The sequence below is a fragment of the Lentzea sp. HUAS TT2 genome (assembly GCF_051853195.1).
Classification (GTDB): domain Bacteria; phylum Actinomycetota; class Actinomycetes; order Mycobacteriales; family Pseudonocardiaceae; genus Lentzea.
In genome coordinates this window covers 2830848-2853955 of the sequence record NZ_CP196667.1, presented here as the reverse complement: position 1 = coordinate 2853955, position 23108 = coordinate 2830848, and the positions used below count along the sequence as shown (strand labels likewise).

Sequence of the window (23108 nt, the reverse complement as noted above, 5' to 3'; positions counted from 1 at the left end):
GCGCGGTTATGGCCTTTGTCGGGGGCTGACGACAGGACCAACAACGTGATCATCCGCCTGCTCGGGCCGCTCGAGCTCACCGGCCCGAACGGAGCAGTTCAGCTCAGCAGCGCGGGACAGCGGACACTCGTGGCCCGGCTGGCGCTGAACCCGGGAGAGACGGTGCCGCGCAGTGCGCTCGTGGACGCGCTCTGGTCGGACGAGGCACCCGCGAGCGCCACGAAGACCCTGCACAGCCTGCTCGCACGGCTGCGCGGCCAGATCCGCGACGCCGGGCTGGGCGAGCTGATCACCACCCGCGAGCCGGGTTACGTGCTGAACGCACCCGCGGACACCGTTGACGCCGCACGGTTCGAGGCGCTCGTCGCAGCAGCACGGCACAGCGACGAACCGTTGGCGTCCGCGAAACTGCTGCGCGAAGCCCTCGCGTTGTGGACGGGCGACCCGCTCGCGGACTGCCGGCCTGGCGAGTGGACCAGGCACGAGTCCGCGCGGCTCACCGACCTGCGGATGGACGCGACCGAGGACCTGATGGACGCGTCGCTGGCGCTCGGTGAGCACGCCGCGGTGGCGCCGCTGGTCAGCTCGCTGGTCGAGCGGCACCCGTTCCGCGAACGGCTGTGGGAGCAGCTGATGATCGCGCTCTACCGGTGCGGGCGGCAGGCCGAGGCGCTGGCCGCGTTCCAACGAGCGCGCGGCGTTCTGGTCGACGAGCTCGGCATCGAACCCGGCAGCCGGCTGCGCGACCTCGAACAGGCGGTGCTGACCGCCGACCCGCGCCTCGACCTGCCCGAAAGGACGCCGGTCCCGGTGCGCGGCAACCTGCCGGCCGACCGGTCGAGCTTCGTGGACCGCCCGGAGACCGAGCACGTCGCCGACCTGATCAGGAAACACCGGCTGGTCACGTTGATCGGCGTCGGCGGCGTCGGCAAGACGCGGCTCGCGATGCACGTGGCACGCGCGGAGCAGCCACCGGACGGCGTGTGGCTGGTGGAGCTGGCGGCGTTGCGCGACAAGGCCCTCGTGCCGCACACCGTCGCCGAGGCGCTGGGGGTGGTCGACCAGACCGGGCGCGGGCAGCTGAGCGTGCTCACGGACTTCCTGGCGGGAAAGGACGCGCTGCTGGTGCTGGACAACTGCGAGCACGTCGTGGACCACTGCGCGGTGCTGGTGGACACGCTGCTGCGGGTGGCGCCGAATCTCCGTGTCATCGCCACGTCCCGGCGCGCGCTACGGGTCTATGGCGAGCAGGTCATGTCCGTGTCGCCGTTGTCCGTGCCGTATCCCGCGGCGACGTTGTTCGCTCAACGCGCGGACGCGGCGATTCCCGGTTCGTTCGTCATCACGCGGGCGAACGAGCAGGCCGTGACGGACCTGTGCAAACGGCTCGACGGCATCCCGCTGGCGATCGAGATGGCAGCGCTGCGGGTGCGTGCGCTGACACCGGCGCAGCTGCTGGAACGGCTCGACGACAGGTTCCGGGTGCTGACCGACGGCGGGCGCACGGCGTTGCCGCAACACCAGACCCTGCTCGCGACGATGGAGTGGAGCTTCGACCTCTGCTCGCCGCGCGAACAGCTGCTGTGGGCGCGGGCGTCGGTCTTCGCCGGCAGTTTCGACCTCGCCGCGGCCGAGGCGGTGTGCTCGGACGAGTCGCTGACCGCGGACTTCATGTTCGACGCGGTCGACGGGCTGGTCGACAAGTCCGTGTTGCAACGCGAAGAACACGCGGGCGTGGCGCGCTATCGGTTGCTGGAGACCATGCGCCAGTTCGGGCAGACGCGGTTGCGTGCGACCGATGAGGAGCCACGGCTGAAGGCACGCCATCGTGACTGGTACGCAGGCATTGCCCTGCAAGGAGAACGGGCCTGGTTCACGCCACGGCAGGCCGCGACCGTCGGCGCGATGACGGCGGAACGCGGCAATCTGCGCGCGGCCCTGGAGCACTCGCTGACGACGCCGGGCGAGGCCGACTCGGGACTGCGGCTGGCGGCGACGCTGTGGTTCTACTGGGTCGGCTGCGGGCGGTTCGCCGAGGGAAGGCACTGGCTGAACTGGGCGTTGTCGCTCGACACCGAGCCGTCGCGGGCGCGCTGCAAGGCGTTGTGGGTCACCGGCTACCTGGCGACGTTGCAGGGCAACACCTCCGCGGTGCCGGCGTTGCTGGAGCAGTGCCGCACCGAGGCCGTGCTGCTGGACGACGAGGACGCCGACGTCTACGCGACCTATGTGCAGGGCGCGGCGGCCGTGTTCGACGACGACCTGCCGCTCGGGGCGACGCTGCTGGCCGAGGCCGACCGCCGGCACGCCGAGCTCGGGCACATGGACAGCAACGTGGTCATGGCGCGGGTGGCGCTGGCGATCACCATGGCGTTCGGCGGTGAACTCGACCGTGCGGCGGAGATCTGTTCCCAGGCGCGGGCCGTGTGTGAAGAGAACGGTGAGCTGTGGGCGCGCGCGTTCGCGTTGTACGTCCTGGCGTTCGTCGCGATGGGACGCGGTGACATCGCCGAGGCCCGCGAGCTGGCCACGTCGTCGTTGCGCATCAAGGAGAAGTTCCACGACCTGCTGGGCATCGCGGTGTCGGTCGAGCTGCTGGCGTTGATCTCGGTGGTCACCGGGTCCGCGTCGCACGCCGCGGTGCTGCTGGGCGGCGCGGACCGGGTGTGGCAGTCGGTCGGGTTGCCGCTGTTCGGGTCGGCGAACTTCGCGGCGTCACACGACCAGTGCGTCGCGCTGTGCCGGCAGGCTCTCGGGGCCGAGGCCTACGAGGAGCACTTCGCGCGGGGTGCCGCGATGACCGTGGCCTCGGTGGTCGCGGCCGCGCAGTCGTGACGCAGGTGCCGTGCAGCCGCGCGTGGACAAGCTGTCCGAATGAGGACCAGCGTGCGCACCCCCGACGCGGGAACCGTCGAGGAAGTGCTGAAACTCGCCGCCAGGGCACCGTCGTTCGACATCGTTCCGCCGTGGCGATGGCGGAACGGCAACGAGTGTCTTGAGCTCGTGACGGCACGCACGGACCAGACGGCGTTGCTCGCGTGTGGTGCGGTCCTTCACCACGTGCGGGTCGCGCTGTCGGCGATGGGCTGGGACTGCCACGTGCTGCGGACTCCCCAGCCGGACGGCCAGGTCGCGTCGGTGCACCCGCGCTGGGAGCTCGACCCGTTCTCGTGCGAGGTGGCCTCCGCGGCCGCGATCTCGTTGCGCAGGGCCGATCCACGGCCGTACCTGGCCGACGAGGTGCCCGACTCCGCGCTGACGTGGCTGCTGCACGCCGCCCGAGCCGAGAACTGCGAGCTGGAACTGGTGGCCCGCCGCAACGGGGTGCTGCTGCGGATGCTCGGGCAGAACTGGCTGAGCGTGGGCGAGGCCGTGAGCGCCGTGCTGCTGGCATCGACCGTGTGGGGCCTGGCGTCGCAGCCGCTGGTGCACGAGGGCGAGGTGCTCGTCCGCGTGGGCTGGCAGTCGCCCAATGCCGAACCGTTGCCTCAGTCGGCCCGCTAGAGCACCCCTTTGCGGGGACTATGGGTGCGTGGACCGGGACAGAACGCTGGCGCACCTCAGCGAAGACGACTGGGGCAGCCCCGACTCGTCGTCGACCCAGCTCTACCGGGACCTGTGCGCGCTGCGCGATCTGCCGGTGGGGCAGCTGACACCGACGTCGTTGCACCTGCTCGTGACGCACCAGGTGGGCCTGGACGTGACCGCGCAGCTGGCGATGGAACACGTCGAGCGCGACCCGCTGCGGTCGTTCGCCCTCTACCCCGGCGACCTGCTGGCAGCTCTACTGAGAGTAGATCACTCGTTCTGGGCCGATCACCCAGCGTTGCTGTCCAGAATGTCCAGTCTGCTGGACCGGCTGCGCACGTTGCCGGACGGCGACTGGCACCTCCTGGTGTCCGCGGCCGAGCAGTTTCCCGGTTAGGCGCCCGTTAGGCGCCTCTTTGCCGGCGGGTGAGTTGCTTGCACCATGGCAAAGACCCTCGCGGCAGCCGGCCTCACGCTGGCCTCCCTCGCCGCCACCGCTGTGCTCTTCACGCCCGTGGCCTCCGCCGAGACCTGCAAGGCCTCCTACTACTCGGGCGGCGGCACGACGGCCAGCGGCGAGCGCTTCGACCCCGACAAACTGACCGCCGCGCACAAGACGCTCCCGTTCGGCACGCGCGTGAAGGTGAAGAACCGCTCCAACGGCAAGACCGTGACCGTGCGGATCAACGACCGGGGCCCGTTCATCACCGGCCGCTGCGTCGACCTGACCCCCAAGGCCTTCAAAACGATCGCACCCCTGTCACAGGGCGTAGTGGGCGTCACCGTGACAAAGGTGTGAACGAGTAGAAAAAGACCGGATTGCTTGACCCAATCGAGTGAACGAGATAGTCAATCCGGGTGTTCGCGGCGATGAGTGGGCCTGCTCGGCTCGCAACCGGAGCTCTCCTCGGCGTGGTCGTCGCCGCATTGTGCGTGCTGGCGACGTATGTCGGATCGCTCGTGTCGAGCGATCCGACCGAGCCGGCGAGCGACAAACCGGCCCGTGTTTCGCTGATCAACACGCCTTCGCTGCTTCCCACGGAATCCGAGCTTCCGTCACAGACAGTGGCGGCCAGCTCATCGTCCGCAGCGTCGTCCACGCCCAAGTCGACGACTACAACAACCACAACGACAACGACCACCACCACGACGACAACTAAGCCGCCACCAGTGACCACCACGACCACAAGACCGCGGCCAACAACTACAACGACGACCACGACCACAAGGCCGTGCGGACTGATCTTCTGCTGATCAGGCCTGGCCGACGTTCAACCCCACCGGACAAGACACCCCGGTGCCACCCAACCCGCAGTAGCCGTAGGGATTCTTGGCGTCCGACAGGTACTGCTGGTGGTAGTCCTCGGCGTAGTAGAACTCCCCCAGCGTCGCCACCTCAGTGGTGATCGCCCCACGACCGGCCTCGCTCAACGCTCGCTGGTACACGGCCTTGGAAGCCTCCGCCGTCACCCGCTGCCCCTCGTCGACGACGAGCACGAGCGACCGGTACTGCGTGCCGATGTCGGCACCCTGCCGCATCCCCTGAGTCGGGTCGTGGCCTTGCCAGAACACCCGCAGCAACTCCTGGTACGGCAGCGCGGCCGGGTCGAAGACGACGAGAACGACCTCGGCGTGACCGGTGCGGCCGGAGCAGACCTCTTCGTAGGTCGGGTTCGGGGTGATGCCGCCCGCGTAGCCGACCGCGGTCGACCAGACGCCGGGCGTCTGCCAGAAGACGCGTTCGGCGCCCCAGAAGCAGCCCATGCCGAAGACGGCGGTGCGGTGACCGGACGGGAATGGTGGCGTTGCGCGACGGTCCGGGAACACCGCGTGAGAACCGGGCACGGTGATGGGATCCGTGCGGCCGGGCAACGCGTCGGCTGCGCTCACCTGGCGGGCTTTGTCACGACCGAACAGCGCCATGACCTGCATTGTAAGGATCATCGGGCGCTGATGTGAGTTAGCACATGAATCCGCGTGAATCGAACACCGAAACGACTGTTGATCAGCGAGAATCGCTGAAACACGGGTTTCTGGGGGAGTTCTGTCATGTCCATTCGCGCCCGCCACGCCACGCCTGTCGTGGTCGTGCTCGCGCTGCTCGCCGCCGTGAGCGGGGTGACGTGGGCTGTTTGGGGAGACGGCTCGCGGTTCGCCGAGGCGATGCGCACGCCCGATCCGACGCCGAGACTGCCTTACGTCGTGGACACCCACGTGCTGGTGACGCCCGCGGGGCACGTCGTCTTCGAGCGGGCCGGCGAGCAGGAGAAGTTCGCGGAGAGCGACCTGCTGACCCAGAACGAGAAGAAGATCGTCGAACAGGAGCAGGTCACCCGCCTCGAGTCGGTGATCACCAGGGACGACCAGATCACGCTCGGCGTCTGGCGGTTCACGGTGGAGGACGGCGTCTCGCCGTCCTCGCTGTTCAGCGCCCTCGACACCCTCTACTCGGACGGCGGCCACGAACGGATCGAGACGAAGCACCCCGACGTCTTCCTGCGTCGCAAGGGCAACTCCTTCCACGCTCACTACGTCCGGGGACAGGACGTGTTGCGGATCGAGGGTTACGGCGAGAACGCGGACGCCGTCACCGCGCAGGTCATGACGCTGCTCGACCAGCAGGTGGAGCGTTCGCCCGCGGACCGGCGGCCGGAATGACCACCGTCCAGCGCACCGAGACGACCACGAGCGGCGTCGTCCTCCTGCAGGCCGTCGCGAGCGTCCTGGTCGTCTACAGCTACCTGATCGGCCAGAACTTCGACCTCGGCTTCATCCGCACCGTGCTCAACCGGCCGCTCGGTCTCGGCGAGGACTTCGGACCGTTCGCCCTGCTCCTGCTGCTCGCCGCCAGTGGGTACACGGCGATGTCCGACCGGTCCTCGATCAAGTCCAGGCTCGTGCGCACCTACCTGCCCGCCGCTGTCGCGGTGGCGCTCGCCGCGATCGTCGTGACGCTGGGCGCGCCGATCTGGAACCTTCCCGCCGACTCGCACACGTCCCCGCTGGCAGTGGTCGGCAACCTCGCGCTGGTCAGCCCGCTGATCACCGGCGCACCGCTGCTCGTGCCGCTGGCGTGGGTGGTCCTGCTCCAGCTGATCGGCATCGGGGCCGCGGCCCTCACGAACCGGTTCGGCGTGCTCGTCCCGATCGGCCAGCTCGTCGCCGTCACGGTGGTCGTCTTGCTGGCACCGGAGAGCCGTGCCGCCCAGGTGCTGGTGTTCTACCCGCTGGTGGTCCTCGGTCACCTCGTCGCGCTGCATCGCCGTGGTGCCGTTGCCACCTGGGTCGCGACGGTCGTCGGCGTGCTCGGCGCCGTGCCCGTGGTGGTGCTCAACGGCGTGAACGAGGAGTTCGCGAAGTGGTGGTACCCGCTGGCGTCGTTGATCGCCGCACTGCTGTTCACGGTGTCCGTGGTCTTCAGCGGTGAGTCCGCCGACAGGCTCGCCGCGCCGGCTCCGGTGCGCTGGCTCGCCGTGCACGCGATCTGGTTCGTGGTGCTGGTGGGAGTCGTCGGCTACCCCGTGCTCGCTCTGTTCGGTGGTGTCGGATGACCCGGCAGCTGACCCCGCAGGTGACCCAGCCGGCCAGGCCCAGGTCCGTCTACATGCCCGGCCTCGACCTGCTGCGCATCGTCGCGGCGCTGGTCGTGCTGGTGGAGCACTACTGGAACTGGATGGTCCTGCACGGCGAGGACTTCGCGATCGGCAACGCCATCGACACGGTGCTGGTCAGCCCGTTCCACCTCAACTCCCAACTGGTCTTCGTCGGCGTGTCGGTGTTCCTGGCCATCAGCGGTGTGGTGGTCACGCACGTGGCGTTCCGCGAGACGAGCGGGCAGTTCCTCATGCGCCGGGCCACGCGGTTGCTGCCGGCCTTCTGGGTCGCGACGGCCATCGCGTGGGTCCTCGTCATCACCGGCGTGCTCACGGCCAACCACCCCGCCGGCGCCGGCGACCTCTGGCTGAACCTCGGCATGCTCAACTACGTGCTGCCGGACGTCTCGTCGGTGCTGGCGCTGACGTGGACGCTGGCCGTCCAGGTGGTGTTCTACCTCTACATCGCGGCCACGATGCCGCTGCTCAAGCGGTGGCCGTGGGTTCAGCCCGCGATCTCGGTGGCGCTGACGACCGTGCTGATCTCGGTCTCACCACCGCAGAGCGACAACCCGGGAAGCTTCTTCCGCCTGCTGGCGACGTTCCTGCCGGTGCTCTTCATCGGTCAGCTGATCTCGCTGGTCCGCTCCGGCCGGTTGTCCGTCGGGGCGGGCGTGGCGTTCGGCGTCCTGCAGTTCCTGATGTTCGTCCGCGCCGACCTGACGAGCGACCAGTGGCCTCCGGACGTGGCGTTCGTGCGCACGCTGGCCATCATGTTGCTCGTGCTGCTGCTGTGCAGCCGGGCCACCGGCAAGCTCGTCAACGCCAGGTGGGTGGGCGAGGCGTCCAGGCGCACCTACGCCGTCTACCTCCTGCACATCCCCGTCGGCTTCCCTCTGCTCGGTCTGCTGACCCCGGTCACGGGATACTGGGTGTCGGTGGCCGTGGCTCTGGTGGCACTCGCCGTCGCCACCGAGCTGATGTACCGCTTCGTGGAGATGCCCGTCTCCCAGTGGTACCGCCGCAGGGAGAAGGCGCGGAGCGCGAGACGTGCGGCCGTGCGGGCGAACGACTGAGACTGGGGAACATGAACGCGGTCGCATGCACGATCACCAGGGAGAGCGGCCTGCCGCTGGCGACGGTGCTCGCCAGGTCGTACCTGGAGCACCACCCCGGTAGCCGGTTCGTCATCGCCGTGCTCGACGCCGAACCCGGCGCGCGGTCGGAGGACGGCATCACGCTGCTGGGGCCCGGCGCGATCGGCGTGCCGGAGGACGACTTCCTCGGGCTGGCCACGGCCTATCCGCCGGAGCAGCTCGCCGAAGCGGTGAAGCCGTTGCTGTTGCGGGAGCTGCTGCTCGACGCCGATGTCGCCGTGCACCTCACGTCGTCGAGCTTCGTGCTGGCGCCGATGGACGACCTGCTCCGCGGTGAGCACGCCCTGGTGGTGTCGCCGCACTTCCACGAGCCGTTCGACGACGTGAAGTCCGACGAGGGGCGGTTGGTCGGCACCGGGGTGTTCGATCCCGGGTTCGTCGTGGTGTCGCAGGCCGCGGCGGAGTTCCTGGACCGGTGGGCCGAGGCGGTGCGCACGTTCCACGCCATCGATCTCGGGCGTGGCGTGTGGGCCGATCAGGCCTGGTTCGACCAGGCGGTCAGCCAGCGTGCGCACCACGTCGCGCGCACGACGGTCGGGGTGTGGAACGCCTTCGAGCGCCAGGTCGACGGCGCCCAGGTGATCGACTTCCTTGGATTCGACGCGACCAGGCCGTGGTTGCTGAGCACGCACCTCGCCGGGAAGCCGCGGACGTTGCTGTCCGCGCGGCCCGACCTCCACGAGGTGGTCGCGCGGTACGCGGCGGCGTTGACCGAGGCCGGGTACATCGCGCCCGAGGACGAGGTGCCGTCGTGGCTGAGCGAGCTCACCGACGGCACGCGGATCACGCCGTTGGTGCGCGGGGTCTACCGGCAGGCCGTGATCGAGGACGACGACGAAGAGGTGCCGCACGCGTTCAGCGGCAAGGCTTTCCGCGACTGGCTGACCGAACCCGAGCTCGGCACGCTGAACCGGTGGGCCGCCGCGATCTGGCGCGACCGGGCCGACCTGCGCGGTTACTACGACACCCCGGTGAACCCCGGCTACCTGGAGTGGCTGCGGGTGTTCGGGGTGCCGGCGGGCGACCTGCCGAGTTGGGCGATCCCGACGCCGCCCGCGCCGATCACGCCCGCGGCCGACGAGTTCGGCGTCAACCTGCTCGGGCACCTCACCGCGGTGCTCGGCGTCGGTGAGCTGGGCCGGTCGCTGCACGACGCGCTCGCCGCGGCGAACGTGCCCACGGCGTCCGTGATCGAGGACGAGTTCGTGGTCAACGAGCTCGGCATCGACGCGCCGGAGGACGTCAGCAGGCCGCGGTTCCCGGTGAGCGTCCTGTGCGTGAACGCGGACCTCACCAGGGCCGTCGTGCAGGCGCACCCCGAGGTCGCCGAGGGCCGGCACAAGATCGGCGTGTGGTCGTGGGAGCTCGACGAGTTCCCCGAGCAGATGCGCGTCTACGACTCGCTCGACGAGATCTGGACGATCAGCGAGTTCTGCCGGAAAGCGATTGCCGCGCACACCGACAAGCCGGTGAAGGTGTTCCCCATCCCGGTCAGGAGCAGGCCCGCCGCCGCGAAGAAACCCGGTGGCCGCACCAGGTTCCTCTTCGCGATGGATTTCAACAGCGTCTTCCGCCGCAAGAACCCGCTCGGCACCATCGAGGCGTTCCGGCGCGCCTTTCCCGGCCGCGACGACGTCGAGCTGGTGCTGAAGGTGATCAACGGCAGGCTGCACGTGCCCGCCGCGGAACGGCTGCGGGCCGCGGTCGCGCAGGACGACCGGATCACGCTGATCGAGAAGTACCTGTCGGCGGAGGAACTGCACGAGCTCTACGCGAACAGCGACTGCTACGTGTCGCTGCACCGCTCGGAGGGTTTCGGCTTCACCGTCGCCGAGGCGATGGCCATGGGCATCCCCGTGATCAGCACCGACTACTCCGGCACAGCCGAGTTCCTGGACCCGGTGAACTGCTGGCCGATCCCGTACGAGATCGTTGAGGTAGGACCGGACGCAGCGCCTTATCCGCCCGGCTCGCACTGGGCCGAACCGGATCTGGACGCTGCCGCGCAGGCGATGCGCGAGGTCGCCGACGATCCCGCACGAGCCGCCGAACGTGGGCTGGCCGCGAGGGAGCATCTGCGGCGCACGCGCAGCACCGAGGCGGCGGCGGAGTGGATCCGGGAGCAGGTCGGGGAAGCGTTGAGGAACTGGCGGGCGAGCACGCGGCCCGTGGTGCCTGCCCGGCCGCAACCAGAGCCGGAGGCGGCCCGAGGTGTGTCTCCGGTTCTGCGCAAGGCGATACTGCGAGTGGTCAGTCAGGTCGAGCGGTATAGGACATCCGGACCAAACGCCCAGTAGGCCGGATCACGACTTGGCGGTTGACCGGTCGCCCCTCAGGTGGGACATGCACAATGGCCGGGTTCGTACATGGAGAAAGGGGCTGTCAGCGTGAACTGGCAGGACGAACTGCGCAAGCTGGACGACGAGCTTGCGAGCGGCCGGATCTCGGCTGACGACTACCGGGTTCGCCGCGACCAGGTGCTGTCCTCCAGCAACACGAGCGGTCAGCAGCCAGCCGCCCCTCGCTGGCAGGCCCAGCCCCCGGCTCCGGCCGCGGGACCGGCAAGCGGCTCCCAGGCGACGCAGTACATCACCCCCGTCGGTGAGCCGCCGAAGCCGAACCCCGACGCCACGCAGGTCGTGACGCCGCGGCCGCCCGACGCCGACCGCACGCAGGCGGTGCCGAGCGCGAGCATGGGCCAGCCGAACTACGGCCCTCCCTCGCCCGCGCACGGCTTCCAGCAGCCCGGTCCGCCCCCGCCCCCGTGGCAGGTCGGCGGAGACCAGGCGCCGCCGTGGCTGTCCCAGTCGAACGACAACTGGTCGCGCTCCGGTCCCGAGGTCTTCGACGAGACCTCGTCGGGCAAGGGCAAGAAGGTGTTCGCGATCATCGGTGTGATCCTGGTGATCGCGCTGATCGGTGGCGCTGTCTGGTGGTTCGGTCTGCGCGAGGGCTCCGGCGGCACCGGCGGGAACACGAACGCGGCACCGTCGTCGACGACCACGTCGAGCAAGCCGAAGACCGCGCTCGAACTGCTGCCGGCCTCGCCGGGCACGGCGGACCCGAACAACGGCGAGACGACGGCGGACAAGCTCGTCACGGCCGGTGTTCTCGCCGCTGAGGACGCGGAGGCGCTGACCGCCGCGGGCGTGCAGAAGATCGCGTTCAAGGGCAGCAAGGAAGACGCGTTCACCTACAACGCCGAGGTGTTCGAGACCGACTCCCCGGAGAAGGCGACCAAGCTGGCCGCCGACCTCGCCGACTCGGCCGGCAAGTCCGGGATGGTCGAGGGCGCTCGCGGCGCACTGCCCGCGAAGGCCAAGGTGCTGCAGCTGATCAAGCCGAAGCAGAACGGCTCGTACCTGGTCATCTACTCCACCGGCAAGCAGGTCATCCGCGCGACGACGGTCCAGGAACCCATCGGTGACGCCGACACCGACCTGATCAAGAAGTTCCAGGAGTACGCCATCGCGGTGTCGAAGAAGTTCCCGACGACCTGACATGGGCAACGACGTCGTCGACTACGCGGACGGCGCCGAGGATTCCGTTCTCGAACGGCTCCGCGCGGCGACGGACGTCAGTGCCGGTTCGGTAGAGCTCGCCACGGACCTCGGTGGTTCGTGGGAGCTCACCTACCACTTCTCACCGCAGCGCCTCGCGCTGCTCGCCCCTCTGGACATCCAGCGGGGGCAACGGGTTCTCGACGTCGGCTGCGGCAGCGGCGTCCTGAGCCGTGCCATGGCGGAGGCAGGGGCGCAGGTCGTCGGCGTCGAGGGTGTGCCGTTGCGCGCGGCCGCGGCACGGGAACGGTGTCGCGACCTGCCGGGCGTGCGGATCGTCGACGCCCCGGCGGTCGAGCTGAGCGAGCACGGCACGTTCGACCTCGCGATGGTCTGCGGCGGACTCGAGTACAACGACCCCGAGCAGTTGCTGGGTGACGTCGCCGGGGCACTGGACGCCGACGGCGCGCTGGTGCTGGCGATCGAGAACCAGCTCGGCCTCGGGTACCTGCTCGGCAGGGCCGAGGACCACCGCGGCAAGTCGTGGGTCGGCCCCGCCGGTTATCCGGGCCCCGGTCCGCGGACGTGGAGCAGACAGCAGCTCGGCGAGATGCTCACCGCCGCCGGTTTCACCGCCCAACGCTGGTTGGCGCCGTACCCGGACTTCAAACTCCCGCGGATCGTCGTGGACACAGCGCTGCACGACCGTCCCGACGCTCCCGAACTCATCGACAAGCTCGTGCGAGACCCGCTGCAGGGCGCGTTCCGCGGCACCACCGGCGCGGTCGCCGGCAGGCTGCCGCACCGCCTCGCCGTCGCGAACGGGTTCGGCGCGGCGGTCTCCCCCTCGTTCCTCGTCATCGCGGCGCGCACGCAGGAGTCCGTCGAACGCACGCTGCGGCCCGGCCTCGCCTGGATGGTCAACAACGGCAGGCTGCCGCAGTGGCGCCGCTCGCGGACGCTGACCGCCGATCTCGACCTGGTGATGACCGATGCCACTGCGCACGAGGCGGGCTGGCTGCGCCAGGTGCTCGTCGAACGCGATCCGGTGTTACCGGGTGTCCCCCTGGACAGCCTGCTGCTGGACGCGTTGGCGGACAACGATCTCGAACGACTGCGCGGCCACCTGAAGCGGTGGCGCGACTACTGCACGGCCGAGGCGCGGCCTCGCACCGACGCGGACGCGGTGCACCCGTTCCTGCCCGCCGGTGACGACGTGCGGGTGCTGCCGCCGGACTGCCTCGACGTGCATCCCGGCAACATCATCGTCGCCGACCACGGGACGTACCACCGGATCGACCTCGAGTGGCAGGCCGAGTCCGGCGTGGACGCGGAGCTCGTGCTCCTGCGCGCGCTGCTCGAGTTCGCCCGAGAGGTCCACCGCAGCGGCGCCGCGCATCCGTGGCCAGCGCAGTGGTCGATCCGCCAGCTCACCGAGGAGCTGACCGCGCTCGCCGCGTTGCCCGCCCCGAGTTGGGACGCCCTGCTTCCGGCAGAGGCGACGTTGCAGGAGCTGGTCAGCGGGGTGGCGGCGGCCGATGTGCTCGCCGCCCTGCGCGGTGAGCTGGACCTGCCCGGCAGACCGAGGCTCTGGGAAGGGCCCGCGCTCACCGAACTGCAGGACGCTGCGGCTTCCGTACCCGCCCTGCAGGCACGGACCGAAGAGCTGCACGCGCAAGCCGTCGAGCTGAACACCCGCGCGGTGGAGCTGACCGAGCAGCTGCACGAACGCTCCACCGATCTGGAGAAGCTGCACGAGCAGTCGGATGCAGCCGCCGCGGCGTTGCGCGACGAGATCGGCAGGCTGGACGACCTGGTCGGCAACTCGTTGATGGAGCTCGCCGACACCGACGCGCGCCTCACCGAGCAGACGGCGCTGGCGGAGCGGCTCGCCCAGGAGAACGCGGAACTGCGGGCACGCCTGGACAAGCTGAACTCGTCGTCCATCGTCCACATCGGACGCGACTACGTCTGGCCCGCCGCCCGTGCGGTGCGCGGCACGCGTGACCTGCTGCTCGGCAGGGGCGGCGAGGAGACCGACGCGGTGCTGCGCCGACTCGGCCCGATCGCACCGCTGGTCGGCGGCCGGATCCGCGAGGTGAGCAAGCACCAGCGCGCCGAACGGCTGCGCTACGACGTGACGGTGCCGGAGACCGAGATCGCGGTCGGCCGCGGTCAGGTCGTCGAGCTCGAAGGCACGGTCACGCACGACGACCTGCCGGTGCAGGCCGTCGCCGTGCGCGCCGGCGGCAAGACGTACCCCGGCACGACCGGCCACCCCGGCAACGGGATCCGGCTGCGCGTGCCCGTCGGCGCACGCACCTCAGCGGGTTCCGTCGCGCTCGAGCTCCTGGTGACGCTGGCGGACGGCACGCTCTTCGCCTGCGACCTGCCGCCGCTGCACGTCCGTCCACAAGCGACGGTCGAGCGCGTCGAGACCGCCTGGCCCGCAACGGGCCGGAAGGTCGCGATCTGCCTCGCCACCTACAACCCGCCGCGGCACCACTTCGCCGCGCAGGTCGACTCGATCCGCGCGCAGACCCACGAGAACTGGGTGTGCGTCATCAGCGACGACAACTCCGACGAGGCCGGCCGGGCCACGTTGCGCGACGTCGTGGGCGACGACCCCAGGTTCGTCGTGGTCGAGCACGACGAGAACGTCGGTTTCTACGGCAACTTCGAGCACGCGCTGCAGCTCGTGCCGGCGGACGCGGAGTTCGTCGCGCTGTCCGACCAGGACGACCTGTGGGACGCCGACAAGATCGAGACGTTGCTGGCGGAGTTCGCCGACCCGTCGGTGCTGCTGGCGTTCGCGGACATGCGGCTGATCGACGACCACGACACCGAGATCGCCGACAGCGTGTGGACGGGCAGGTCGCGTCAGAACGCGGACCTGGAACAGTTGTTGCTGCTCAACACGGTCACCGGCGCCGCGAGCATGGTGCGCGCGGACGTGCTGGCCGAGCGGATGCTGCCGTTGCCGCCGAGCACTCCTGCCTCGTACCACGACCAGTGGCTCGCGGCGTCCGCGCTGGCGATCGGCCGGATCGCGTTCGTCGACCGCGCGCTGCACTCCTACCGCCAGCACGGTGCGAACGTCACCGGCTGGCAGGTGCCGCGCCTCGCCGACGGTCTGCCCGGTCTCAAGGGACTGGCCAGGTACGCGCTCGGTCTCGACCAGAACGCGTTGGCGCACAAGCAACCCGAGCTGGACCACATCGTCGAGCACGAGACGCGCCGGATCGCGCAGTTCGCCACGGTGCTGCTGATGCGCAACCACGACCTGATGTCACCGGAGACGGTCCAGCAGATCTCGCGGCTGACCACGGCCGAACGCAGGCTGTGGCCGCTGGTCCGGCTCGCGCTCGAAGGCGACCGCCCGGACACGGCGGGTGCCGAGCGGCGGCTGCTGGCGGCCGCGTTGCTGCGGCGCGCCCAGCGTTAGCGGGACCTCGCCGGCGCCAGTCCGCATTCGACGAGCACGTCGTCCAGCTCGTCGCCGGCGCGCATGACGATCTGCGCCCACTCCTCGGCGCTGGCGAGCCGCGCACGTTCGACACCGGCGCGCACCGCGTCCGCACGCTTGAGGTCGCGGGCGTACCGCTTCTCCCAGACGACGTGCGGCAGCACGTCCAGGTGCAGCACTCGGACGGCCTGCGGCTGCCACTCGGTGATCTCCGCGGCGGACGTGCTGGGGCCGAGCGCGAGCACGACGTCGTAGAGGCCGACGCGTTCACGGCTCCACGTCACCGGTTCGGCGTCCGAGACCACCTCGACGCCCGCCGGCCGCCAGTCCTGCTCGGGCTCCTCCGGCACGAACAACGTGACGGCGGCTTCCGGATCCCGGTCCCTGAGCTCGGCGAGCAGCGCCTCGTCCACCTGCTCGTCGGCGACGACCAGGATCCGCGCGGTGGTGGGACGGTCGCGCAGCCACCACAGCCGGTGGGTGTGCTCGTGGATGCCCAGCGCCGGCGGACGGGTCGCCAGGTCGTCGGCGTGCCGGCGGCGGAACACCTCGCGGTTGATGTCGGAGAGGCGCTCGGCCGTGGCGGTCGAGCTGGTGCCGTGCCGCACGTGCAGCACTCGTGACGCGGGCTGGACCCACACCTGCCAGCCGTGCCTGCGCAGCATGAACTGCAGGTCGGTGTCCTCGTAGTACGCGATGTGGTACTCCGGCGAGAACCCGCCGACCTCGTAGAACGCCTTGCGCCGCATCACCAGGCACGCGGCGGAGGCGTAGTCGACGACGCGCGGGTAGAACGACTCGACGTCGTACTGCCCGTCGCCCCAGCCCCGGCTGTAGGCGTCGCCGCCGAGAAGGCTGCCCGCCTCCTGCACCCGTCCGTCGGGGAAGACCATCAGCGGTGCGACGGCCGCGGCCTCCGGCTTGCCGTCGAGGAACGCGAGCAGCGGCGGGAGCCAGCCCTCGGTCACCTCGACGTCGGCGTTGAGGAAGCAGACGAACTCGGTGCCCGCGTGCTCGACGCCGACGTTGCAGCCCGCGCCGAACCCCAGGTTGGTGTCGAGCCGGACGACGGTCGCGTCGGTGAGGTTGTCCTCCAGCCACTGCCCGGTGCCGTCGGGCGACGCGCTGTCGACGACCACGACCTCGTAGGGCTGCTCGGTGTGCTCGGCGAGGACCTCCAGGCAGCGTGCCGCCATCGGGCCGCCGCCGTAGGTGACCAGGACGAACGTGACGCGAGGGTTCACCGGCCGCGCAGCTTTCCGTAGACGACGCGGGGCAGCCGCGTCCACCGGTAGAGCTTGGTGGAGCGCATCGCCGCCAGCTCTGCCCGGTCCGCGGCCAGCGCGGCGAGCACGTCTCGGTGCCGTTCGGCCAGCTCGGTGTGCAGGCGGCGTTCCGTGGCCAGGTCCGGCCCGACGTCGCCGCTGCGGCTCAGCATGTGTTCGACGACGGCCTCGCGTTCGGCGATCAACCGCGCGCGCAGCTGCTGGTGGGCCTTGCGCAGCGCCTGGTTCTCCGCGGCGAGCAACGCGATGCGCTGCTCGGCGGCACCGGTCCGCGCGAACGCCTCCTCCGCCAGCCGTGCCACCGCGTTGAGGTGCTCGTCCAGCACCCGGACGGCCTTGGCGGACCGCTCCACCTTGAGCGCGCGCCGCAGAGCCGTGACGAGCCGGCTGGGAGCGGTGGCGATCTGCTCTGCGCTGCCGAACTGCTCCACGGCCGCGCGGTCGGCACCCTTCGGGTCGAACAGCACCCACGTGCGGCCAAACGCTTGCGCGGCCGCCGCTACATGCTCGTCGCCGGCCACCACCGCGGCCGCGTTCGCGATCACGGCCAGCCGGTCCTCGACGACGGCGTCGTGCGGCAGCGCCGGCCAGCCGGTGTCCTCCGGCTTCTCACCGGTCGGCAGCACCACGACGTGGTCGATGGCCAGCAGTTCGGCGGCCTTGGCGACGGCGGGCCTGAGCCTGGCGAGCGGCGTGGCCGGGGTGACGTGCAGGACCAGGTACCGGTGCTCGGGGAGCCTGCCGAGCTGCTGGAGGTGCTGCACGCGGGCGGTGAGGACCTCGGGGGCGACCAGCCGGTCGGCGAGCACGCCGAGGTTCGGCACGACGTCCGGTCCCTCGTCCCGCGTCGACAGGATCTCGATGCCGGTCTTCCCACCCGACCTGACGGCGACCCCGACGGCGTTGCCGGGCAGTTCGGGGATCTCGAGCGGCTCGGACAGCGACACGACGATCAGGTGGAAGTCGTCGGGCCCGATCGAGCTGATCGGTGTCGCCGCCAGCCCGCCGTCGGCGCGGTGCGAGTGCTCCCGCCGCGCGAGCGGACTGATCCGCCAGTCACCCAGGCGCTCGCGCAGCTCCCGTTCGAGGACGCGCACCGGCAACTGGTCGCCGAGCCCGTCCAACTCGGTGCTGCACAGCAAGCCGAGCGCTCCCCCAATGGCGGTTTCTCCACGCACCGCTCGAACTCTACTGCCCTGACCTCGCCCAGATCGGCGAGTCGGCAAAGGTGCAACCCGGGACCCGTGCTACACGTCTACTACGGGTGTAAGAGCCACTCGGAGGCGACACATGTTGATCACCGTGACATTAGTCACATTAGGCGGTTTGGCGTTCTTGGTGCGAACCGTAGCGGTACTCCTGGCCGTTTCCTCATCCAAGAAGGCCAACGATTACCCTGCGCCACAAGCGTCTGCCAATTGAGATACTCGTTCGGAGTACGTCTTACGGCGGAACGTTGACTTACCGTACGATCCTTTCGGGTCGTATGACTGATCGTCACCCGAAGGGGACCTAACAGGGGTAGGTGCGCCATGGACCACGCACTGAACAAGGTCATCGAGCTACGCGAGAGTGGCTTTCAGTTCCTCCATCTGAGGGACGACGCCGGGCAGCTCGACCGGATCATGGCGTTCAAGCAGCGCAGAGGCTTCATCGACTCGATCCTGTTCTGGTCGGAGACCGAGGCACGCGCAGGGCGTCTGCCCGCGGTTCGCGACTCGGCTCGCCCGGCCCAGGCCGTGTGGATCTACGAGGGCCCGTTGGTCGAGGCCGTGGACAGGCTGCTGGACCTGCCTGAACCCGGCGCGCGCAACGCACCCTCTCTGATGAAGGCGACGGCGTCCGATCTGGCCGTCGTGACCACGCTGCCGTTCGCGCTGAAGTTGCCGCCGGGGGCGATCGCCTAGGTCGGCCGTTAGTTCTTTTCGAGGTCGCCGCGCTTTATGGCGCTGATGAACGCTGCCCAATGGGGCGCGGCGACAACCGAACTCGTTAGGTTCTTGGAGTCGCGCACGCGCGCGGCTGAGCCGTTCAGCGCAATCTCCACACAGTTGCCGTTTCCGCCGTTGTTGCTGCGCCTGCTCTTGCGCCACACAGCAGACACTTCGACCCCTACCTCTCGGCAGCCAGCGTCTCGATCCACGCTGCGGACTCCTCATGAGTCAACGCCAGCTTCGAGAGGTGCTTGAAGTTGAGGATAGTGGCCTTCACCCGACTCTGGTCCTCGATGTGCATCGAGCCTCCAGCGTGCTCGACGTAGAGAACCTGCGGGTCTCCGGCGAACGGGAAGTCCAGCAACGTGAAGGATCCGTTGTGGCCGTCGTACAAGCCGGCCATGTCCAATACGACCTGAATGGTGACGTTCGGTAGCCGGCAGAGCAGCCCTTCTCCTTGGCCAGGTTCCACATCTCCAGGTACGGCTCCACCTCGTCGCCGATCACGCCGTAGACGTCGAGCATCGTGCGCAACGCGTGGATGTCCGGCACCTGGCCGTTCTCGATGCGACTGAGCTTCGGAACGTTGTAGTCGATCCGGTCAGAAGCCTCGCGCTGGCTCAACCCGGCTCGTTCGCGCAGCAGTTTCAACGCCTCGCCGAGGCGCCTCTGCCGGAACGTGGGTTCAGCCACGGCCCAAACGCTACGGGCAAGATCCGGAAAATGAGATTCTCACTCGCGGGATGCGGTGAGGAACGTGCTGGTCATGGATCACTTCCACCGCATCGAGTACCACCGCCGACTGCCTGACGGCGCCATGGTGCTCGAGCACACCGAAGAGGTTGTCGACCACGGTTGGTACATAAGGAAGGGTGACGACTGGCGCCACCGGTACACGCTGGAGTGCGCGCACGACTTCATGTCCAGAGCCGGAACGAAACCAGGGCTGTACGCGATATCCGTGTGGCACGGCGAGAACCGGGTCTGCACCACCACACTGCGCTGGCGGCCCCTAAAGGATGAAGAACTTCCCTCGCCTGAGTTACGCAGCTTGATGTAGAGGGTCCGAACACGACACGTTCGCGCCTATGAACCTCAGGAAGACCGTCGCGGGGGCCGCTGTTGCCCTCGGCAGCGCTACCGTCATGCTCGGCCTGGGTGGTATCGCACACGCGGACACCGGGTCCGCCAACGTCCACACCCAGCCCGACCTGGGTGGCCAGCTCGGCGACATCGCCACCGCCGGCGACCTCGCGTCCGTGAACACCGCGGACACCGCCGGCAAGATCCAGGCGATCAACGCGCAGGACATCGACGTCAACGCGCTCGTCGAGAACGTCGACGCAGGCGCGACCGGCCTTCCGGCCTCGACGCTGCTCGGCCTGAACGAGCCGCACGGCGTGCCGACCGGCGCCGCGTCCGTCGACATCTGATCTGACCAGAACCTTCCTGGCCGGGGCGGCGCCCGATTCCCTCCCCCTCGAATCGGGCGCCGTTCCACTTTTCCTGGAGCGGAACGCCTTGAGCATCAAGAAGATCGTCGCTTCCGCGGGCATCGCCGCCGGTGCGATCGCCGCGATGGCGGGCACCGCGGGTGCCGCGCCGCAGCTGCCCGACGTCGACCCGATCGGCAAGGTCAGCGAGCTCGGTGACAGCGCCGGTGTCAGCACGCTGCACAACTTCGGCGGCAACGTCGAGATGATCCACGACGGCACCAAGGTCATCGGCAGCTGGTAACTACCGCCCTGCGGCGTAGCCCTGCGCGCCCCGCGGGTTCGCCCCGGCGCGCAGGAGTCCGTCCGCGGCGTCCCTCGCCACGGCGGACATCCGGCCGAGAGTCCACTCGCCGGCGTCCACGACCTGGTGACCACGCGAACGCAGTGCTTCCAGGACGTCCGCGCCGACACGGGACTCGATGACCAGCTCGCCCGGCGTCCAGGCACGCGGGTAGAACGAGCTCGGGAACGCGTTCGAGTGCCACATCGGCGAGTCGATGGCCTCCTGCAGGTTCAGTCCTGCGCGGTGCGCCAGCCAGAAGCCGAGCTGCCACTGGTCCTGCTGATCGCCGCCGGGAGTGCCGAACGCCAGCGCGGGCCGTCCGTCGCGCAACGCCATCGACGGCGACAGGGTGATCCGAGGCCGCTTGCCGGGTGCCAGCGAGTTCGGCAGATCCTTGTCCAGCCAGAACATCTGGGCGCGGCTGCCCAGGCAGAAGCCCAGCGACGGGATCGTCGGCGAGGACTGCAGCCAGCCGCCGGACGGCGTCGCGGAGACCATGTTGCCCCAGCGGTCCACGACGTCCACGTGCACGGTGTCGCCGCGCGTCACGCCGGACCGTTGCACGGTCGGCTCGCCGATCGCGCCGGTCGGGTCGGAGATCAGGACCGACGGCCCGCCGGTGATGTGCTGGGGCAGCAACGGTTCCCGGCCGTCAGGCGAGCCAGGCCGAAGCTCGTAGGAAGCCTCGTCGGAGATCAGCGCACGGCGTTCGGTGGCGTAAGCGCGCGACAGCAGGGTCTCCAGCGGCACGTCCGGAACGTCGCCGTACCAGGCCTCGCGGTCGGCGAACGCCAGCTTCGCGGCCTCGACCGCCAGGTGGACGGTCTCCGCGGTGGGCTTGCCGTCCACATAGGGCAGGTCGTAGCCCTCCAGCAGTCGAAGCTGTTGTGCCAGAACGGGTCCCTGCGTCCACGCGCCGGCCTTGACGAGCGACCACTCGCCGAAGTCGGCGACGACCGCGTCCTCGTACGACGCCTCCCACGACGCCATGTCGGCACCGGTCAGCAGCCCCGCGTGGTCACGACCGGAGTCGTCGCGGAACTCCGAACGGCAGAACTCGTCGATCTGCGCGGCGACGAACCCCTGCGACCACGCCCGGCGCGCGGCCTCGATCTGCGCCTCACGATCGGCACCGGCGGCCTCGGCGGCGGCCAGCAGCCACTCCCAGGTGTCCGCGAGCTGCGGGTTGCGGAAGCGCCCGCCGGGAGCAGGCAGGACGCCGTCGGGCATCCACTGCGCGGCGGACGTCGGCCAGTGGTCGCGGAAGAGGTCCGAGACCAGGCCGATCGTGTGCGCGGCGCGTTCGACGAGCGGGAACCCGTCGCGGGCATAGCCGATCGCCCGGTCCAGGACCTCGCGCAACGACTTGGTGCCGTGGTCACGCAGCAGAGTCAGCCAGCCGTCCCACGCCCCCGGCACCGTCGCGGCCAGCAGGCCACTGCCCGGCACCAGCTCCAGCCCCAGGTCCGTGTAGTGCTCGATCGACGCCGCGGCGGGCGCCACGCCCTGCCCGCAGAGCACCTGGGGGGCCGCTCCTGCGGCCGAGAAGATGATCGGCACCTCGCCACCGGGGCCGTTGAGGTGCGGTTCCACCACCTGCAACACGAAACCGGCGGTCACGGCGGCGTCGAAGGCGTTGCCGCCGTCCTCCAGCACCGCCATGGCCGACGCGGAGGCCAGCCAGTGGGTAGAAGCGACCATGCCGAAGGTGCCGACGAGTTCCGGGCGCGTGGTGAACACCCAATAAAGGTACGCGAGGCTAACTATATTGTGTGACTCCAAGTGACGCATGCCCCACACCCGAACGGAGCAGACCCTGAGGCCCGTACAACTTTGGTCGTAGCGGACGGTGACAGATCTCCTCCCAGAGGTCTACCGACGCGGAGGATGTTTCGAACACCGTCGAACGGCACAGTTCTAGGCATGGGAATCCTGGGTGTCGTGACGATCTTCATCGGCCTCGCGCTAGTGGCCGCGGTGCCTCTGGTGGCGCTGCTCCACTGGACCGACCGTTGAGTTCGAGGTAACGAGCGTTAACCTCCTCGCGAGCAGTTCGCTTCGAGGAGGATGAAGGCATGGAGATCTCGGGTACCGCGGCCATCGTCACCGGTGGCGCGTCCGGTCTCGGCGGCGCGACCGCACGTGCGCTGGCGGCGCGTGGAGCGCAGGTGTTCGCGCTCGACCTGCCCAGCGCCATCGCGAACGCCGACGCGATCGAGAACGTCACCTACCTGGCCGCCGACGTGACCTCGGGCGAAGAGGTCCAGGCCGCCGTCGACACCGCTGCGGGCTCCGGCGCCCCGCTGCGCATCACGGTGAACTGCGCGGGCATCGGCCCGTCGTCGCGCACCGTGGGCAAGTCCGGCCCGCACGACCTCGACCTCTACCGCAAGATCATCGAGGTCAACCTCATCGGCACGTTCAACGTCCTGCGCCTGGCCGCAGCGGCCATGGGCAAGACCGAGGAGCTCGAGCACGGCGCGCGCGGCGTCATCATCAACACCGCGTCCATCGCCGCGTTCGACGGCCAGATCGGCCAGGTCGCCTACGCCTCGTCCAAGGGCGGCGTCGTCGGCATGACCCTCCCGGCGGCCCGCGACCTGAGCAACGTAGGCATCCGCGTGCTCACCATCGCGCCCGGCATCGTCGACACCCCGATGCTCGCCACGGTCTCCGACGAGTTCCGCGCGGGCCTCGCCGCCGGCATCCCGTTCCCGAAGCGCCTGGCCCAGCCGTCCGAGTACGCACAGCTCGCGCTCTCGATCATCGAACACGACTACCTGAACGCGGAGGTCATCCGCATGGACGGCGCCCTCCGCATGGCACCCCGCTAGCCTCTCGCACCTGCTGCCCGGCCGCACGCGG

The 23108-nt window shown here is 69.6% G+C and carries 22 protein-coding genes and 1 pseudogene; 15 read left to right on the top strand and 8 right to left on the bottom strand.

Going from position 1 to position 23108, the window contains the following annotated elements; all coding sequences use genetic code 11:
• Window positions 1-45: 45 nt before the first annotated feature.
• From ACSHWB_RS14225 to ACSHWB_RS14210, 4 genes are read left to right on the top strand one after another with little or no spacing between them, the layout of a single operon-like run.
• Window positions 46-2835, top strand: a complete 2790-nt coding sequence (locus tag ACSHWB_RS14225; RefSeq protein WP_439662501.1) for a BTAD domain-containing putative transcriptional regulator — start codon at window positions 46-48, stop codon at window positions 2833-2835.
• A gap of 39 nt (window positions 2836-2874) precedes the next feature.
• Complete coding sequence (locus ACSHWB_RS14220) at window positions 2875-3504, top strand: hypothetical protein (protein WP_439662500.1); 630 nt, start codon at window positions 2875-2877, stop codon at window positions 3502-3504.
• Window positions 3505-3532: 28 nt separating this feature from the next.
• Window positions 3533-3925 (top strand): contact-dependent growth inhibition system immunity protein, encoded by a 393-nt coding sequence (locus ACSHWB_RS14215; protein ID WP_439662499.1) that lies wholly within the window; start codon window positions 3533-3535, stop codon window positions 3923-3925.
• A gap of 45 nt (window positions 3926-3970) precedes the next feature.
• Complete coding sequence (locus tag ACSHWB_RS14210; protein ID WP_439662498.1) at window positions 3971-4327, top strand: septal ring lytic transglycosylase RlpA family protein; 357 nt, start codon at window positions 3971-3973, stop codon at window positions 4325-4327.
• Here the strand turns inward: ACSHWB_RS14210 and ACSHWB_RS14205 are convergent.
• Window positions 4308-4748, bottom strand: a complete 441-nt coding sequence (locus ACSHWB_RS14205) for a hypothetical protein (RefSeq protein ID WP_439662497.1) — start codon at window positions 4746-4748, stop codon at window positions 4308-4310. The genes ACSHWB_RS14210 and ACSHWB_RS14205 overlap by 20 nt on opposite strands.
• Window positions 4749-4782: 34 nt before the next feature.
• Window positions 4783-5451 carry a peptide-methionine (S)-S-oxide reductase MsrA gene (msrA, locus tag ACSHWB_RS14200; protein ID WP_439662496.1) on the bottom strand — a complete coding sequence of 223 codons (669 nt, stop codon included), beginning with the start codon at window positions 5449-5451 and terminating at the stop codon, window positions 4783-4785.
• 126 nt (window positions 5452-5577) lie between these two features.
• Here msrA and ACSHWB_RS14195 point away from each other — a divergent pair, with 126 nt between their 5' ends.
• The 6 genes from ACSHWB_RS14195 (at window position 5578) to ACSHWB_RS14170 (ending at window position 15223) form a co-directional block, all read left to right on the top strand.
• Window positions 5578-6186, top strand: coding sequence for a hypothetical protein (locus ACSHWB_RS14195; RefSeq protein ID WP_439662495.1), 609 nt, complete (start codon window positions 5578-5580; stop codon window positions 6184-6186).
• Window positions 6183-7079 (top strand): hypothetical protein, encoded by an 897-nt coding sequence (locus ACSHWB_RS14190; protein WP_439662494.1) that lies wholly within the window; start codon window positions 6183-6185, stop codon window positions 7077-7079. Before ACSHWB_RS14195 ends, ACSHWB_RS14190 begins: the two co-directional genes overlap by 4 nt.
• Window positions 7076-8197 carry an acyltransferase family protein gene (locus ACSHWB_RS14185; protein WP_439662493.1) on the top strand — a complete coding sequence of 374 codons (1122 nt, stop codon included), beginning with the start codon at window positions 7076-7078 and terminating at the stop codon, window positions 8195-8197. Before ACSHWB_RS14190 ends, ACSHWB_RS14185 begins: the two co-directional genes overlap by 4 nt.
• 11 nt (window positions 8198-8208) lie before the next feature.
• Window positions 8209-10575 (top strand): glycosyltransferase family 4 protein, encoded by a 2367-nt coding sequence (locus ACSHWB_RS14180; protein ID WP_439662492.1) that lies wholly within the window; start codon window positions 8209-8211, stop codon window positions 10573-10575.
• A gap of 69 nt (window positions 10576-10644) precedes the next feature.
• Window positions 10645-11778, top strand: coding sequence for a hypothetical protein (locus ACSHWB_RS14175; RefSeq protein ID WP_439662491.1), 1134 nt, complete (start codon window positions 10645-10647; stop codon window positions 11776-11778).
• A 1-nt stretch (window position 11779) separates the two neighbouring features.
• Window positions 11780-15223, top strand: coding sequence for a glycosyltransferase (locus ACSHWB_RS14170; RefSeq protein WP_439662490.1), 3444 nt, complete (start codon window positions 11780-11782; stop codon window positions 15221-15223).
• On the opposite strand, the gene ACSHWB_RS14165 is transcribed toward ACSHWB_RS14170, so the two are convergent.
• Window positions 15220-16488, bottom strand: a complete 1269-nt coding sequence (locus tag ACSHWB_RS14165) for a glycosyltransferase family 2 protein (protein ID WP_439662489.1) — start codon at window positions 16486-16488, stop codon at window positions 15220-15222. The two genes, ACSHWB_RS14170 and ACSHWB_RS14165, sit on opposite strands and share 4 nt — an antisense overlap.
• On the bottom strand, window positions 16485-17708 hold the full coding sequence (locus ACSHWB_RS14160) for a hypothetical protein (protein ID WP_439662488.1): 1224 nt from the start codon (window positions 17706-17708) through the stop codon (window positions 16485-16487). The genes ACSHWB_RS14165 and ACSHWB_RS14160 overlap by 4 nt, the downstream gene beginning before the upstream one ends.
• A 354-nt stretch (window positions 17709-18062) precedes the next feature.
• On the opposite strand from ACSHWB_RS14160, the gene ACSHWB_RS14155 reads away from it, so the two are divergent.
• A complete protein-coding gene (locus ACSHWB_RS14155; RefSeq protein ID WP_439662487.1) occupies window positions 18063-18437 on the top strand; it encodes a hypothetical protein in 375 nt (124 codons plus the stop codon).
• Between the two features lie 8 nt (window positions 18438-18445).
• On the opposite strand, the gene ACSHWB_RS14150 is transcribed toward ACSHWB_RS14155, so the two are convergent.
• From ACSHWB_RS14150 to ACSHWB_RS14140, 3 genes and pseudogenes are all read right to left on the bottom strand, one after another.
• Window positions 18446-18625 (bottom strand): DUF397 domain-containing protein, encoded by a 180-nt coding sequence (locus tag ACSHWB_RS14150; protein WP_439662486.1) that lies wholly within the window; start codon window positions 18623-18625, stop codon window positions 18446-18448.
• A 17-nt stretch (window positions 18626-18642) separates the two neighbouring features.
• Window positions 18643-18867 carry a Scr1 family TA system antitoxin-like transcriptional regulator gene (locus ACSHWB_RS14145; protein ID WP_439662485.1) on the bottom strand — a complete coding sequence of 75 codons (225 nt, stop codon included), beginning with the start codon at window positions 18865-18867 and terminating at the stop codon, window positions 18643-18645.
• 95 nt (window positions 18868-18962) lie between these two features.
• Window positions 18963-19157 (bottom strand): annotated as a pseudogene (locus tag ACSHWB_RS14140) (helix-turn-helix domain-containing protein); the annotation flags it as partial.
• Between the two features lie 64 nt (window positions 19158-19221).
• On the opposite strand from ACSHWB_RS14140, the gene ACSHWB_RS14135 reads away from it, so the two are divergent.
• The 3 genes from ACSHWB_RS14135 (at window position 19222) to ACSHWB_RS14125 (ending at window position 20201) form a co-directional block, all read left to right on the top strand.
• A complete protein-coding gene (locus ACSHWB_RS14135; protein WP_439662484.1) occupies window positions 19222-19524 on the top strand; it encodes a hypothetical protein in 303 nt (100 codons plus the stop codon).
• A gap of 28 nt (window positions 19525-19552) precedes the next feature.
• The gene (locus ACSHWB_RS14130) at window positions 19553-19897 is read left to right on the top strand and encodes a hypothetical protein (protein WP_439662483.1); all 345 of its coding nucleotides are present in this window, start codon (window positions 19553-19555) and stop codon (window positions 19895-19897) included.
• An 88-nt stretch (window positions 19898-19985) separates the two neighbouring features.
• Entirely contained in the window at window positions 19986-20201 is a 216-nt protein-coding gene (locus tag ACSHWB_RS14125) for a hypothetical protein (RefSeq protein WP_439662482.1), read from the top strand.
• Here the strand turns inward: ACSHWB_RS14125 and ACSHWB_RS14120 are convergent, their stop codons facing one another.
• A complete protein-coding gene (locus tag ACSHWB_RS14120) occupies window positions 20202-21983 on the bottom strand; it encodes a gamma-glutamyltransferase family protein (protein WP_439662481.1) in 1782 nt (593 codons plus the stop codon).
• A 335-nt stretch (window positions 21984-22318) separates the two neighbouring features.
• Here ACSHWB_RS14120 and ACSHWB_RS14115 point away from each other — a divergent pair, with 335 nt between their 5' ends.
• Window positions 22319-23077, top strand: a complete 759-nt coding sequence (locus ACSHWB_RS14115; protein WP_439662480.1) for an SDR family NAD(P)-dependent oxidoreductase — start codon at window positions 22319-22321, stop codon at window positions 23075-23077.
• Window positions 23078-23108: the final 31 nt, after the last annotated feature.